9 protein-coding genes are annotated in these 14,710 nt (G+C 71.0%); 4 read left to right on the top strand and 5 right to left on the bottom strand.

Annotated elements, in window-relative coordinates; all coding sequences use genetic code 11:
- Positions 1-4: 4 nt before the first annotated feature.
- From CKO33_RS06635 to CKO33_RS06645, 3 genes are read right to left on the bottom strand one after another with little or no spacing between them, the layout of a single operon-like run.
- Complete coding sequence (locus CKO33_RS06635) at positions 5-1,099, bottom strand: type IV pilus twitching motility protein PilT (RefSeq protein WP_200180598.1); 1,095 nt, start codon at positions 1,097-1,099, stop codon at positions 5-7.
- Positions 1,099-3,540, bottom strand: coding sequence for a HEAT repeat domain-containing protein (locus tag CKO33_RS06640; protein WP_200180600.1), 2,442 nt, complete (start codon positions 3,538-3,540; stop codon positions 1,099-1,101). The genes CKO33_RS06635 and CKO33_RS06640 overlap by 1 nt, the downstream gene beginning before the upstream one ends.
- Before the next feature lie 60 nt (positions 3,541-3,600).
- Positions 3,601-4,086: a hypothetical protein gene (locus CKO33_RS06645; protein WP_207146473.1), complete on the bottom strand. Its 486-nt coding sequence runs from the start codon at positions 4,084-4,086 to the stop codon at positions 3,601-3,603.
- 592 nt (positions 4,087-4,678) lie between these two features.
- On the opposite strand from CKO33_RS06645, the gene CKO33_RS06650 reads away from it, so the two are divergent.
- From CKO33_RS06650 to CKO33_RS13925, 3 genes are all read left to right on the top strand, one after another.
- Entirely contained in the window at positions 4,679-5,059 is a 381-nt protein-coding gene (locus tag CKO33_RS06650) for a magnesium and cobalt transport protein CorA (RefSeq protein WP_242472510.1), read from the top strand.
- 179 nt (positions 5,060-5,238) lie between these two features.
- Positions 5,239-7,023, top strand: a complete 1,785-nt coding sequence (locus tag CKO33_RS06655) for an autotransporter assembly complex protein TamA (RefSeq protein ID WP_242472511.1) — start codon at positions 5,239-5,241, stop codon at positions 7,021-7,023.
- A complete protein-coding gene (locus tag CKO33_RS13925) occupies positions 7,020-10,556 on the top strand; it encodes a translocation/assembly module TamB domain-containing protein (protein ID WP_200180607.1) in 3,537 nt (1,178 codons plus the stop codon). The genes CKO33_RS06655 and CKO33_RS13925 overlap by 4 nt, the downstream gene beginning before the upstream one ends.
- A 9-nt stretch (positions 10,557-10,565) precedes the next feature.
- Here CKO33_RS13925 and CKO33_RS06665 read toward each other — a convergent pair whose 3' ends face one another.
- Positions 10,566-10,994, bottom strand: coding sequence for a DUF1523 family protein (locus CKO33_RS06665; RefSeq protein ID WP_200180609.1), 429 nt, complete (start codon positions 10,992-10,994; stop codon positions 10,566-10,568).
- A gap of 116 nt (positions 10,995-11,110) precedes the next feature.
- Complete coding sequence (ilvD, locus tag CKO33_RS06670) at positions 11,111-12,973, bottom strand: dihydroxy-acid dehydratase (RefSeq protein WP_200180611.1); 1,863 nt, start codon at positions 12,971-12,973, stop codon at positions 11,111-11,113.
- A 278-nt stretch (positions 12,974-13,251) separates the two neighbouring features.
- On the opposite strand from ilvD, the gene CKO33_RS06675 reads away from it, so the two are divergent.
- Positions 13,252-14,649 carry a sigma-54 dependent transcriptional regulator gene (locus tag CKO33_RS06675; RefSeq protein WP_200180613.1) on the top strand — a complete coding sequence of 466 codons (1,398 nt, stop codon included), beginning with the start codon at positions 13,252-13,254 and terminating at the stop codon, positions 14,647-14,649.
- The last annotated feature ends 61 nt before the right edge of the window (positions 14,650-14,710 follow it).

Below are 14,710 nucleotides of genomic sequence, written 5' to 3' on the forward strand. Positions count from 1 at the left end.
GGCTTCATCCTCCGGCCAGGTCGATGCGCGGCAGCAGACCCGCATCGGTGACGTATCGCTGGAAGGCCTGCTTGTCGCTGGCGTAACGGTAGGCATCGTCCGGATCCACCTCGCCCCGCTGGATGGCCTCCAGCAGGGCCTGGTCCAGCAGCTGCATGCCCTGATCCCGCCCCGTCTGCATCTGCGAGGGGATCTGATGCACCTTGTCGGTCATGATCATGCGGGCGATGGCCCGGTTCACCCGCATACACTCCGCCACGGCGCGGCGGCCCCGACCGTCCGCGGTCTTCACCAGGGTCTGGGTGACCACGCCGTGCAGATTCTGGGCGAGGAAGGTCTTGCCCTGCTCCCGCTGCTGCGGCGGCAGGGCGTCCAGGATGCGGTCGATGGTCTTCACCGCCGAGGTGGTGTGCAGCGTGGACAGGACCAGATGCCCCGTCTCGGCGGCGATCATGGACATGATCACCGAGTCCGTGTCCCGCAGCTCCCCCACCAGGATCACGTCCGGATCCTGGCGCAGGGCCGCGCGCAGGCCGGCGGCGTAACCGGGTACGTGGGTCCCCACCTCCCGCTGGATCACCTGGGCGCGGCGGTTGCGGTGGACGAACTCCACCGGGTCCTCCAGGCTGACGATATTCACCGCGCGTTCGGCGTTGATGTGGTCGATGAGGGCCGCCAGGGTGGTGGACTTGCCCGTGCCGGTGGAGCCGGTCACCAGCACCATGCCCTGGGTGTGGTCCACCAGCTCCCCCAGCACCGGCGGCAGACCCAGGGTCTCCAGGGCGGGGACCTGGGCGGGGATGTGACGGAAGGTGGCGCCCACCCCCGTGGCCTTGCGGAAGAGGTTGGCGCGAAAACGCCCTTCGTGGGCATCCACATAGGCGAAATCCAGGTCCTCCCCCCCCTGGAAGCGCTGGCGCTGGGCCGGGGTCAGGATCTCCAGGACGTAGGCCTCCAGTTCCCGGTCCCCCAGATCCCGGAAGCGGATGGGCATGAGCTCACCGTTCATGCGCAGCATGGGGGGCACCCCCACCGCCAGGTGCAGGTCGGAACAGCCCTGTTCCCGGGCCAGCTTGAGAAAGGCATCGATTCTCGGCATCAGTCGGTCTCCCCGGGGGCCGCCCCCCGGTGCGCATCCCCGCCGGCGGGCGGGCACCCCCCCTGGAGGAACTCTAGCAGAGCCGCGCGCACCGCCCCCATGGAGGCGGGCCGGTCGGCGGGTTCCACGGCCATCATCCCCTGGACCAGGGCATTGAGCCGGGGATCGATGGCCGGATTCAATTCCACGGGGGGCGTGGCCCGGCCCTGCACGTGCTGGTAGACCAGGGCGATCTGATCCTCGCCCTCGAAGGGGGGGCGGCCGGTGAGCATCTCATAGAGCACCACCCCCAGGGCATAGATGTCGGCACTGGCGGTCACACGGCCGCCGGTGGCCTGTTCGGGGGCCATGTACCGGGGCGTGCCCACCAGGATACCGGTGCGGGTGAGGCGGGTGTCGCCCCCCCCGGTGACCGCGGCGATACCAAAGTCCACGATCTTCACCAGACCGTGCTCATTGATGAGTACGTTGCCGGGTTTCAGGTCGCGGTGGATGACCCCCACCTCGTGGGCCGCCGCCATGCCGGCGGCCACGGCGGCGGCATGGCGCACAGCCTGCTCCTGGGGCAGCGGGGCCTGTTGGCGCAGCAGGGCGGCCAGGGTCTGCGACGGGAAGTACTCCATGGAGATGGCCAGGGCCCCGCCCACGGAGAGGAAATCGAAGATGCGGATGACATTCTCGTGGGTGATGCGGCGCGACAACCGCAACTCCTGCACGAACCGCCGGATCATCTCCTCGTCCGTGGCCAGCCGGGAATTCATCACCTTGAGGATGATGCGCTCGGCGATCATCACGTCCTCCATGAGCAGGACGCTGCCGAAGGCCCCGCGGCCGACGCGGCGCACGAAGCGGTAGCGTTCCCCCAAGAGGTCCCCGGGGGCGAGGGCATCCACTTCCAGCCCCGGTCCGCGCACGACACGCCCCGCCAGGGCCCGGCCCTCGGTATCATCGCCGGCGAGGGCGGTGACCGTGGACCCGTCCGCCCCACCGGCGCGGGATGCAGATACGGCGAAACGCGCCTCCAGGTGGTCCGCCGTATCCCGGGCGAGATCGCCCCATTCCCCACCGCTCCTCTGCGCGTCGCGGCGCAGGGCCGTGAGGATCGCCCCCACACTGCCGGCATCGGCCAGCTCCTCCAGGGCATGCACGGCCTCGGTGCGCACCCCCTCCTCGTCGTCCTGCAGGCGTTGCAGCAGGACGGGCACGGCGCGTTCATCCCCCAGGCGGGCCAGGGCACGGATCACCAGCGGGGCCGCCTCCCGGTCCCGCTGCAGCATGCCCAGCAGGGCCGGCACCGCGGCGCGGTTGCCGATGGCCGCCAGGGCGTCCACCGCCCGCTCCCGCACCCACCAGTCGGCATCCTCCAGGGCGGCGACGAGATGGGTCAGGGCGGTCTCATCCTGGGTGGCGTTGAGGATCTCCACCGCCGCGCGGCGCACGAACTCGTCCTCGTCCCGCAGCAACTGCACCACCGCCTGCACCACCCGCGGGCCGCCGATGCGGGCCAGGGCATCGGCGGAACGGGCCCGGACCCACCAGTCCTCGTCCCGGATGGAGACCAGCAGCTGCTTGATGTTGGTGCTGTTGCCGATACCGTTGAGCACCTCCACGGCGGCCCGGCGGACGTACTCCGAGGCATCCCCCAGAAGCGGCAGCAGATGCGCCGGGGTTTCGGGATCGTTGCGCCGCACCACGGCATCCACCGCCTTCTGCTGCACCGTGAGATCCCCGTCCCGCAGCAGGGTGCACAGGGCCCCCAGGGGCAGATCCCGGGCCCCCTGCGCCAGCAGGGCCTGCAGGGCGGCGCGGCGCACGCCGGGATCGTCATCCTGCAGGGCCTCCTGCAGGACGCTGCGCGCCCGGGGCTCCGGGAAGCGCCCCAGCACCTCCATCACCAGGCGACGGATGGCCGGGTCCTTGCCCGAGGCGCGGTTGATGAGATCGGGCAGCACACGCGCATCGGCCACCTCCCGGATCAGCCGGAACAGGGCGCCCCGGGAGGCGGCATCCAGCTCCGGGGCCAGGCGCAGGAGGGTGTCGGCATCGAGCCGCTCCCGCTGCCCCTCCAGCACCTCCAGCAGGGCCGCGCGGGGTAGCTCCGGGTCCCGCAGGGCACGGGCCACGCGATGGGGATCGACCCCCCGGGCGCGGGCCAGTACCTGTGTGATGCGGGCAAGCTGGGGGGCGGGGGCACCCTGCAGCTGGTGCAGGAACAGGGGCAGGGTGTCATCGTCCGCCAGCCTCTGCAGCAGTTCCATGGCGCGCACCCCCCAGGCATCGGTGGCGGGGCCTTCCAGGGTCTGCAGCAGCCGCGGCACGGCGGCCCCGGCAACGCTGGCCAGCCGGGACAGGAGCGCACGGGCCTCGGGTCCGTCCAGATCCTCCAGCCGGGACAGGCGGCGGATGAGACGCTCGGCCCGGAAATCGGCAAATACGCTCATGAGCGGGGCAACCCCTCCCGAGCGCGCGCGGGCCGATGCCGTGACGGCACCCCGGAAGGGTCAGTCCCGGGGGCCCGGTTCATCGGGCGTGACGCGCACGATGTAGGCCTTGTTGACCAGCGCCGCCTCCGTGTCCGAGAGGAACAGGCGCACGAAACGGTGTTCGTGGATGTTGATGTAATCGAACAGGCGCGCCTTCTGCGGATCCAGCATCTCGCGGATCACCCCCTCCAGATTGGAGCCGTCCATGAGATGCAGCCGCGCCGGGAGGTATACGGCATAGTCACCGGGGGGGCCCTCGTCCAGGGTATATTCCATGCGCACCACGGAGTGCTTGTTGTAGAAGCGGAGCTCCCGGGCGCTGCCGCACTCCATGACGAAAAAGGGTTCCGGTCCGTTGAGGACCTCGGCGGGCTCCTCCTCCCCCGGGCGGTGGGCACTTTGCAGATGGACAAAGAGGGAGCCCAGCACCAGGCCATCGGGATGGACCCAGACCTTCACCGGCTTGCGTCTCTTGGGAATCTTCAGCGCGTCTGTATCCACCATACCCCCCCTGCGGCCAGGCCGTGCTGCGGGTTTCACCTCAGTGGACGCCAGTATGCCGGAAAAGGAGAGGGACTGGGGAGCCGTGTCCCCTTCCCGGCTCCGGAAGCGCCCTGCGGGCGATGCCCCGAAAAGGACCTCCCACGGGCTTTAAAAATGCCCCGTGAAGGGGTATCTTTGCGCCCGTTCCCGCAGTCGCCCCAGGCCCCCGGGGCCGGGCGCGCGGGGACACTTCCGAGGCCACAGAGGATCAACCTTCGTATGGACGGCTGTAGTTCAGCACGCGCGCACGTGATGCCCCGGAAGGGGTGCACGCGGGCGGTGCGGGACGTGCGCCGCTAGGAGCCTCCCGGAACGGTCATGGGACCGCCCCAGGGCTCCGCGCAGCACGCGCCACACCCCCGGATCACACGGCAGACCCCATGACCGGCCCCCGCCAGGGGGTTCAAGGGCCCCGCCCCGAGGCGGCAGGCCCTTCGTCATCTTCCTGTCGTGCCCCCCTTCCCACGGTCTTCACGCCCGCCGTGCCGGCGGCCCTGCCGCACCACCGGTATCCGAAATGTTCATCCCCGGGCGGGGAGGAGGAATCAACGACATGACTGAAACGATGCACAACCCACACACCGGCTTCCAGGGCATCGAGGCCCAGGGCATCCATTGGATCGACGAACGCCAGGATCCCGCGCTGCAGACCGTGGACCGGGCGGTGCGCCAGGGGCAGTACCACACGGCGCGCACCCGCTTTCTGCGCCTGGCGGAGGACTCCCAGATCCGGATCCTGCAGCACATCCCCCAGGCGGATGCGGTGCGCCTGGCCGGTGGACTGCCCACCTATACCGTGGCGCGCCTGTTCGAACAACTGCCCCGCCCCCTGGGCCGCGCCATCGTCCAGTCCCTGCCCGAGGGCAAGCGTGAAGGGGTGGTGGTGATCCTCAATCACCGGCGTCGCACGCCCCAGCGCTTTCACCACAGCTGATCCTCCTCCCCTCGCGGGCGCAAGGGATGCCCCGGGACAAACGCCGTGCGAAATCGGCCGCGGGTCCATACCCGCGGCCTCCCGTCGGCTGCGGCGATTCATTAGAATATCCTGGCCACGCCCCGCATCCGCCACCGCCGCCATCCCCCGGCACCGGCCAGAGGAACCGTCACCCCGCCATGAGAACCGCCCGCGCCATCCTCCCCCCCGCCGCGGGCGGTCCCGGCCGGCGGCGGACATGGGGCCAGGCCATGGGCCTGCTCGGACTCTGCCTGCTCCTGGCCCCGCCCCTGACGGCCCAGACACGGCCCACCCTGGAGATCCGTGGCGTGGAAGGGGCCCCGGCGGAGAACATCCGCGCCCACCTGAACCTGGAGCGGGCGGACTGCAACCTGCCCGCCTGGCAGGAGGCTCCGTTGCTGGAGGATGCCGAGGCGGACATCCGCCGCGCCCTGAGGGCCCTGGGCTTCTATACCCCCAGCGTCGACCTGGACCTGCGGCGCACCGGGGACTGCTGGCAACTGGAGGCACACGTGGCGCCCGGTGCGGCGGTGCGGGTACAGCGCGTGGAGATCCGTCTGCAGGGAGAGGCGGCGGAGGACCCGGCCTTCAGCGCCCTGCTGGAGGCCCCCCCCATCCGCGAGGGCCAGGTCCTGCGCCATGACGACTACGCCCGGCTGAAATCCGAACTGGGCCGCCTGGCCTCCGCCCGGGGCTATTTCGACAACCGCTTCACGCGCACAGAGCTGCGGGTGGACCCCAAGGCCCGGAGCGCCCAGGTCCTCGTCCACATGGACAGCGGCCCCCGCTACCGCCTGGGTGCGGTCACCCTGGAACAGGACGCCTTCCACGAGCCCCTGCTGCGGCGCTTCGTGCCCTTTGCGGAGGGGGAACCCTACGCCACGGAGCCGCTGATCCGCATGCAGCAGGCCTTCATCGACAGCGGCTACTTCAGCCAGGTGCGGGTGGAGCCGCAACCCGGCGCCGCCGGCGACCGGTCGGTCCCCATCCATGTGCGCCTGACCCCGCGCAACCGCTGGTCCTACCTGGCGGGGATCGGTGCCAGCACCGACACCGGACCGCGCCTGCGCCTGGGGGTGGAGAACCACCGCGCCAACCGCGCGGGCCACCGCTACGATGCCCGGCTGGAACTCTCCCCGGTACGTTCCAGTGCCAACCTGGACTACGAGATCCCCCGGGGGGACCCCGCCCGGGAACGCATCCAGCTCAGCGCCGGCTGGCAGACCGAGGACACCGACAGCAGCGACAGCGACCTCTATGGCCTGGGCATCGCCCATGTGCGGCAGATGCCCTCCGGCTGGATGCGGACCCGCGCCCTGCGCTACGAACGGGAGACCTACCGCATCTCCGGCGAGGAGGACACCAGCCATCTGCTCATCCCCAGCCTGGAACTGAGCCGCACCCGGGCCGACGACCCCGTCTTCCCGCGGCGGGGCTGGCACCTGAGGGGCACCCTGCGGGGGGCCGCCGAACCCATCCTCTCCTCCACCAGCTTCCTCCAGGCCCACGGCAGCGCCAAGTACATCCGTCCCCTGGGACAGGGCCGTCTGCTGCTGCGGGCCGAACTGGGCGCCACCAGCGTGGACCACCTGGAACAACTGCCCAGCTCCCTGCGCTTCTTCGCCGGCGGGGACGCCAGCGTGCGGGGCTACGCCTACCAGGCCCTGGGCCCGCGGGATGCCGACGGCGAGGTCATCGGCGGACGCCATCTCATCGCCGCCAGCCTGGAGGTGGACCATCCCGTGAAGGGCCCCTGGGGCGTGGCCGCCTTCATCGATGGCGGCAATACCTTCAACCGTCTGGGGGACTACAGCCCCCGCTACGGCGCCGGCGTGGGCCTGCGCTGGCGCTCCCCCATCGGCCCCGTGCGGGTGGACCTGGCCCACCCCCTGGACGGGGACGATCTCGTGCGCCTGCATCTGAGCATGGGGATGGACCTGTGACGGGCCGGGTGCGCCGTCTCACCCGGACCCTGGCCATCACCCTGGCCCTGGTGCCGCTGCTGCTGGCCGCCCTGCTCCTGCTGGCGGTGACCACCCAGCCCGGCGCCCGCCTGCTGCTGCACCAGGGGGCAGGCTTCCTCCCCGGGGAACTGCAGATCGGCGGGATCCAGGGCAGTCTGGCCGGGGGTCTGCAGCTGCGGGACCTGACCTACACCCATCCCGCCCTGCGGGCCCGGGCAGAGCAACTGGACCTGGATCTGGACCTGACCGCCCTGGTGCAGCGGACCGTGCAGGTGGACCACCTGGCAACCCGGGGCCTGGAGGTCATCCTCACCCCCGGCGAGGAGGCCCCCGACCCGGCCCGGGCCCCCTTCACCCTGCCCGACGCCATCCCCATGCCCGTCACCGTAGACCTGCGCCAGGGGGTGCTCCAGGACAGCCGCATCCACCCCACCGCAGACGGCGATCCCATTGTCGTGGACCGGCTCGCCCTGGGCCTGCACCTGGACGCCCGCCGCCTGCAGCTGCGCCACCTGGACCTGCAGGCCCCCCAGGGACGCATCCAGGCCCTGGGACGGGTGACCCTGGCGCGGCCCTACGCCCTGGGCCTGGCCGCCGACTGGTCCCTGACCCTGCCCCCGGCAGCCGCCCGGCCCCTGCCGGCGGACCGGGCGCAGGGCCGCCTGGTGCTGGACGGGGATCTCACCGACCTGGCCCTGCAACACCACCTGCGTTCCCCCCTGCAGGCCCACACCGCAGGCCGCATCCGTCATCCCCTCACCGCCCCCGTCTGGGATCTGAACCATCGGTGGGAGGCCCTGACCCTGGCCCTGCCGGAGGATCGTCGGCTGCAGCTGGATGGCGGCACCCTGGTGACCCGGGGGGATCCCGGCGACTACCGCCTGGGCCTGCACACCACCCTGACCGCCGCCCCCCTGCCCCGCCAGGACCTGGCCCTCTCCGCCCGGGGGGATACCCAAGGCCTGCAACTGGCCCCCCTGAGCCTCTCCGGGGAGGCCGGGCAACTGCAGGTGGCGGGGCGGGTCGGCTGGGCCCGGGGCCTGGACTGGATGCTGGAGCTGAATGGCCGGGACCTGGTCCCATCCGTCCTCGCCCCCCAGCTGCCGGGCCGGCTGCAGCTGCGGGCCGACACCCGGGGCCGCCTGGCTCCCGATGCCCCCCTGGAGGTCCGGGTGAACCTGGCGCAGCTCTCCGGCACCCTGCGCGACCGCCCCATCCAGGGCCATGGCGAGGTCCGGGTGAGCGGCCGCCGGCTGGAGATCCCCGGGCTGCACCTGGCCGCGGGGGACAACCGCCTGGAGGCCCGGGGCCGCCTGGCGGACACCCTGGATCTGGATTTTCGCCTCCAGGCCCCGACCCTGGAGACCCTGTGGCCCGGACTCCTGGGCCGACTCGAGGCCGAAGGCCAGGTTCAGGGCCCCTCGGAGGCGCCGGTGCTCACCGCCCGGGCCCGGGGCGAAGGCCTGGAACTGGGGGGCCTGGGCCTGACTCAACTCAATCTGGACCTGCAGGCCGGTGCCGCAGCGAATGCCCCCCTGGGGCTGGACCTGCGCCTGGGGAATCTGCGCACCACCGCCGGCACCGTACTGGAAGAACTGACCCTGGAGGGGCGGGGCACCGCGGCCGACCACCATCTGACCCTGGCCCTGGCAGGCCGCGACACCCGGGGGCAACTGGCCCTGGAGGGGAGCCTGCCCGGCGGCCTGCTGTCCGGCCCACCCCGCTGGAGCGGCGTCCTCACCACCCTGGACATCCGCCCCCCCATGGGGGGTCCCTGGGCCCTTCAGGAACCCGTGGCCCTGCACGCCGCTGCCAACGCCGCCGGCGCCGATCCCCTCTGCCTGCAACAGGGCGGGGCCCGCCTCTGCCTGCAGGGGGACTGGTCCGACGAGACCGGCGTCACCCGGGCCGAGGCCCGGCTCACGCAGCTGCCCCTGGACCTGCTAGAGGCCTGGCTGCCCCCCAATCTGGGCCTGGAGGGACAACTGGACGGCGGGGCCCGCCTGCGCCTGGACCCGGAGCGGACCCCAGCGTGGACCCTGGAGGCCCACCTGACCCCGGGGGCCGGCCACCTGCGGATCCTGGATGAGGAAGGTACCCGGCAGACAGTCCCCTTCCGCAATGCCCGGGCCGATCTGCAGTTGCAGGGGCGGGACCTGGAAGCGAGCCTGGCATTGGACATCGCCAGCCAGGGCCGCATCCGGGGCCAACTGCAGGGCCTGGGCCGGGAGGACGGGGACCTGGCCCTGGACGGCCGGGCGGAGCTGACCCTGGAGGATCTCACCTGGCTGGATCCCCTGATCCCCCAGATGCGGGACCTGAAAGGACGTGTACAGGGGGACCTGGATATCGGCGGCCGCCTGCAGGCCCCCCGGCTGGACGGCCACCTGGCCCTGTCCGGGGGAACGGTCACCCTGCCCGAGGCGGGCATCACCCTGGAGGAGATCCACCTGGACCTGCACAACGAAGGCCGGGAGCGCCTGCAACTCACCGGACGGATGCGTTCCGGGGAAGGCAACCTGACTCTGGAAGGCGAGGTGCAGCGGGGCGGGGACGGTCCGCCCCCGGTGCGCCTGCAGGTCCGGGGGGAGGACTTCCTGGCCCTGCGCCGCCCGGATGTGCAGGTGGTGATCTCCCCGGATCTGGACGTCACCACCATCGGCCGGCGCGTCATTGTCACCGGTGACGTGGCCGTGCCCCGGGCCCGGGTGGAACTGGTGGAGCTACCCCCCCAGGCCGTGGCCGTCTCGGGGGACGAGATCATCGTGCAGGAGGCGGGGGAGGAACCCGGGGAACCGCTGGTGGTGGTGGCCCGGTTGGGGGTCACCCTGGGGGAGGATGTGCGCATCCGCGGCTACGGCCTGGATGCCCGCCTCGGGGGGACGCTCAAGGTGCAGCAATCCCCGGGGCTGCCCACGCGGCTACTGGGGCAGATCCGCATCCCCGAGGGCCGCTACAAGGCCTACGGCCAGGACCTCACCGTGGAGCGGGGGCTGCTGCTGTTCCAGGGCCCGCCGGAGAACCCGGGGCTGGACCTGCGGGCCGTGCGCCGCATCCCTGCCCATGAGGTGACGGTGGGCCTGGAGATGGGTGGCACCCTGGAACAGCCCCGCTCCCGGGTGTTCTCCGAGCCGCCCATGGAGGAGACCGAGGCCCTGGCCTTCCTGGTCACCGGCCGCCCCCTGTCCGGGGCCGGCGAGGGGGACGGCAATGCCATCGCCTCCGCCATCGCCCTCTACGGCATCGAGCGCGGGGCCTTCATCACCGACCGCCTGGGCAGCGAACTGGGCCTGGACGAATTCACCGTGGACACGGAGACGGGCCTGGACGAGGCCGCCCTGATGATGGGCAAGCAGCTCTCCTCCCGGCTGTTCCTGCGCTACAGCGTCGGCCTGTTCGACCGGGTGAACACCCTCATGCTGCGCTACAGCCTGTCCCCCCACCTGAGCCTGGAGACCCAGTCCAGTTCGGAGGCCCAGAGCATGGACCTGATCTACCGCCTGGAGCGCTGAGCGCCGGGGTCAGCCCCCGGCGCCGGAGGCCCCTTCCGCCAGCCCGTCCTCATCCCGGGGCACCGCCCGCAGGCAGCGCTCGGGGGCCTCGATGGCGGTGGCATTGGGGAACATGCTCATGAACGGGATGCGCCAGCCGTAGCCGTGCACGATCACGGCCTCCTCCGGGCAGCGTTCCTTGACGCGCCGGGCAACGGACTGCAGATCCGCCGAGTCGAACTTGAAGTACGGAGGGAAGAAACCGGCATCCTCGTTGCGGAAGATGAGGGTCCTGGAGGTGCCGGCGTACACCGTTTCGATACGATACTGGATATCCCGTCCATCACCGGTGGTGCCGGTGATCTGCACCTCCCAGGAATCGGGTCCCCAGCGCAGCCAGGTGAAGACCAGAAGCAGCACCAGGAGGGTGATGAGGAAGGTGAGCAGTTTCTTCTTCATGATGGCCAACGTCCTCGCAATGGGGGCCTCGGGATCCTCTGCAGGACAAGGATCCCGTGGTGATGGGATGCCCGGGGGCCCGGGCAGGGCCACCCCCGGGCGGTCTCCCGGGAAGACTAGCGCCTCGGGGTCACCTGGGAGAGGTCACGCACGGCCCCCTGGGAGGCGGAACTGGCCAGGAGGGCGTAGGCCTGGAGGGCTCGGCTCACCACCCGCTGCCGGTTTGCGGGCTTCCAGGCCCGGTCCTCGCCCCGGGCCTCCATGGCGGCCCGGCGCCGGGACAGGGTCTCTTCGTCCACGGCGATGCGGATACTGCGCCCGGGGATGTCGATCTCGATGGTATCCCCTTCCTCCACCAGGGCGATGTTGCCCCCCTCGGCCGCCTCGGGGGAGACATGGCCGATGGACAGCCCCGAGGTGCCGCCGGAGAAGCGCCCGTCGGTGATCAGGGCGCAGGCCTTGCCCAGCCCCCTGGATTTCAGGTAGCTGGTGGGATAGAGCATCTCCTGCATGCCGGGGCCGCCCTTGGGACCCTCGTAGCGGATGATCACCACATCCCCCGCCTGCACCCGGTCCCCCAGGATCGCCTCCACGGCGGATTCCTGGCTCTCGAAGACCCGGGCCGGACCGGAGAACACCAGGATGCTCTCGTCCACGCCGGCGGTCTTGACGATGCAGCCGTCACTGGCCAGGTTGCCATGGAGCACCGCCAGGCCGCCGTCGCTGGAATAGGCATGGGCGATGTCGCGGATGCAGCCACCGCTGCGGTCCAGGTCCGGGCTGTCCCAGGTCTGGGACTGGGAGAAGGCCTCCTGGCTCGGCACGCCGCCGGGGGCCGCCAGGTAGCGCTGGCGGGCCGCGTCGGTGCAGGTGTCCCGCATCAGGTCCCAGGCATCCAGGGCCTCGCCCAGGGTGGGGGCGTGCACGGTATGGGCATCCCGGTGCAACAGCCCGCCCCGGTCCAGTTCCCCCAGGATCCCCAGCACGCCGCCAGCACGGTGCACGTCCTCCATGTGATACTGCTGCGTCGCCGGGGCCACCTTGCAGATGTTGGGCACCCGCCGGGAGAGGCGGTCGATGTCGGTCATGTCGAAGGCCACCTCCCCTTCCCGGGCCGCCGCCAGCAGGTGCAGCACGGTGTTGGTGGAACCGCCCATGGCGATGTCCAGGCTCATGGCGTTCTCGAAGGCCTCCCGGGTGGCGATGGACCGGGGCAGTACCGAGGCGTCATCCCCCTCGTAGTAGCGCCTGGCCAGATCGACGATGCGCCGGCCCGCCTCCAGGAACAGCTCCTTGCGGGCGGCATGGGTGGCCAGCAGGGAGCCGTTGCCCGGCAGGGAGAGCCCCAGGGCCTCGGTGAGGCAGTTCATGGAATTGGCGGTGAACATGCCCGAACAGGAGCCGCAGGTGGGGCAGGCGGAGCGTTCCAGACTCATCACGTCCTCGTCGCTCTCGCCGGGGGTGGCGGCGGCCACCATGGCGTCCACCAGGTCCAGATGGATCACCTGCTCCCCCCGCTGCACCTTGCCCGCCTCCATGGGACCGCCGGAGACGAAGATCACGGGGATGTTCAGGCGCATGGCGGCATTGAGCATCCCGGGGGTGATCTTGTCGCAGTTGGAGATGCACACCAGGGCATCGGCGCAATGGGCGTTGACCATGTATTCCACGGCGTCGGCGATCACCTCCCGGGAAGGCAGGGAGTAGAGCATGCCGCCGTGGCCCATGGCGATGCCGTCGTCCACGGCGATGGTGTTGAATTCCTTGGCCACGCCGCCGGCCTTCTCGATCTCCCGGGCCACCAGCTGGCCCAGGTCCTTCAGGTGCACGTGTCCGGGCACGAACTGGGTGAAGGAGTTGGCGATGGCGATGATGGGTTTGTCGAAGTCCCCGTCCTTCATGCCGGTGGCGCGCCACAGGGCGCGGGCCCCGGCCATGTTGCGTCCGTGGGTGGTGGTGCGGGATCTGTACTCGGGCATGGCGCGATCCAGGGTGTTTGAACGATAGGCCTCATTTTACACCCTGGGTCAACGTCCGGGGCAGCGGGATGGCATCTGTCGTCCCGGTTTACAGAAAGGGTCGAGGGGGCTACCCCTTCCTCATCCAAGCCACTGATCCGGGAGATGAACCCGATTTAGGCATCATTCCTGCTTACAACCTCGTGCCGCCCCCTGTGCCGGCGGCATCCCCTCCCCGGGCAAAAGCGCATGCCCCCGTCCCGGGATGCACACCGCACCCGCCCCACCGGCACAGGTCCATGGAGGCCCATACCCAGATGGATTCCGGTTCCCGCTCCGCCCAGCGACTGCTCTGGCTCGCCCCCATGGACGTGGACACGGCACCCTGTCCGCAAGGCCCATGGGAATGGCAGCGGGCCGACTCCCTGCGCCGGGGGGAACAGATCCTGGAGGAGCAGCGGATCCTGGTGGGCATCTTCCTGCTGGCGCGCAAGGGCCTGGACAACCTGCCGCATCTGGAGGCCTTCCTGCGGCGGCACTGCCAGGTGGAGTGGGTGGCGCTGGTGGATCCGGAGCTGCTCTGGGAACCCCGGGTACGGGATCTCCTGGGTCACTGGTGCTATGACTTCCACTCCACGCCCGTGGACCCCAACCGCCTGCGGGTGATCCTGGGCCACGCCCTGGGCATGGCCCGGTTGCTCACCTGCGGGGAACCCGGCCCCCTGCCGGGACAGGCCGGGGGCCTGCTGGTGGGCGAGAGCCCCGCCATGCGCCAGGTCCTGCGCACCATCACCAAGGTGGGACGGGTGGACGCCCCCGTGCTGATCACCGGCGAGAGCGGCACCGGCAAGGAACTGGCGGCCCGGGCCGTGCACGATGCCTCCCCCCGGGCCAGTGGCCCCTTCGAGGCCATCAACTGCGCCGCCGTGCCCGCCGCCCTGGTGCAGTCCGAGCTCTTCGGCCACGAGCGCGGGGCGTTCACCGGCGCCCACCGGGCCCGCCAGGGGCACGTGTGCCGGGCCGATGGCGGCACCCTGTTCCTGGACGAGATCGGCGATCTGCCCCTGGAGGTGCAGTCCACCCTGCTGCGCTTTCTGCAGAACCAGACCGTGCAACGCATCGGCAGCGACCGGGAGGAGAAGGTGGACGTGCGCGTGGTGGCGGCCACCCACGTGGACCTGGAGGCGGCCGTGCGGGAGGGCCGCTTCCGCGAAGACCTCTTCTACCGGCTGGATGTCCTGCGCTTTCATCTGCCACCGTTGCGGGACCGGGATGCGGATGCCGTGCTCCTGGCACGGCACTTCTACCAGACCTTCAGCCGGGAACGGGGGCATCGGGTCAAGGGTTTCAGCGCCGCCGCCCTGGAGGCGATCCGCCTGCACCGCTGGCCCGGGAACGTACGCGAACTCATCAACCGGGTACGCCGGGCCATGGTGCTGTGTGAGAGCCGCTATATTCAGCCCTGGGACCTGGGACTGGAGGCCGTGCTGGAGACCCCCGCCAGCCTCCGTCCCCTGGAGGAGGTGCGCGCCGACGCGGAACGGGAGGCCATCACCCGGGCCCTGGCCCTGCACCAGGGCAACGTCTCCGCCGCCGCGCGGCACCTGGAGGTCTCCCGCATCACCCTCTACCGCATGGCGCGCCGCTACGGCATCCCCCTCCCCGGGTCCCGCGGCGGCGAAAGTGAAGGGCCATGAGCTCGCATTCAGCCGCCCTCTGAACATCCGGGGCATCCACCATCCAACACGAGGGACCTGT

Source organism: Ectothiorhodospira mobilis, from assembly GCF_016584115.1.
Classification (GTDB): Bacteria; Pseudomonadota; Gammaproteobacteria; order Ectothiorhodospirales; family Ectothiorhodospiraceae; genus Ectothiorhodospira; species Ectothiorhodospira mobilis.

Bases quoted from the DNA above. Each gene is read 5' to 3' on its own strand.
- CKO33_RS06640 (WP_200180600.1), bottom strand. From the start codon at position 3,540: ATGAGCGTATTTGCCGATTTCCGGGCCGAGCGTCTCATCCGCCGCCTG.
- CKO33_RS06675 (WP_200180613.1), top strand. From the start codon at position 13,252: ATGGAGGCCCATACCCAGATGGATTCCGGTTCCCGCTCCGCCCAGCGA.
- CKO33_RS06655 (WP_242472511.1), top strand. From the start codon at position 5,239: ATGAGAACCGCCCGCGCCATCCTCCCCCCCGCCGCGGGCGGTCCCGGC.
- CKO33_RS06665 (WP_200180609.1), bottom strand. From the start codon at position 10,994: ATGAAGAAGAAACTGCTCACCTTCCTCATCACCCTCCTGGTGCTGCTT.
- CKO33_RS06645 (WP_207146473.1), bottom strand. From the start codon at position 4,086: ATGGTGGATACAGACGCGCTGAAGATTCCCAAGAGACGCAAGCCGGTG.
- CKO33_RS06650 (WP_242472510.1), top strand. From the start codon at position 4,679: ATGACTGAAACGATGCACAACCCACACACCGGCTTCCAGGGCATCGAG.
- CKO33_RS06635 (WP_200180598.1), bottom strand. From the start codon at position 1,099: ATGCCGAGAATCGATGCCTTTCTCAAGCTGGCCCGGGAACAGGGCTGT.
- ilvD (WP_200180611.1), bottom strand. From the start codon at position 12,973: ATGCCCGAGTACAGATCCCGCACCACCACCCACGGACGCAACATGGCC.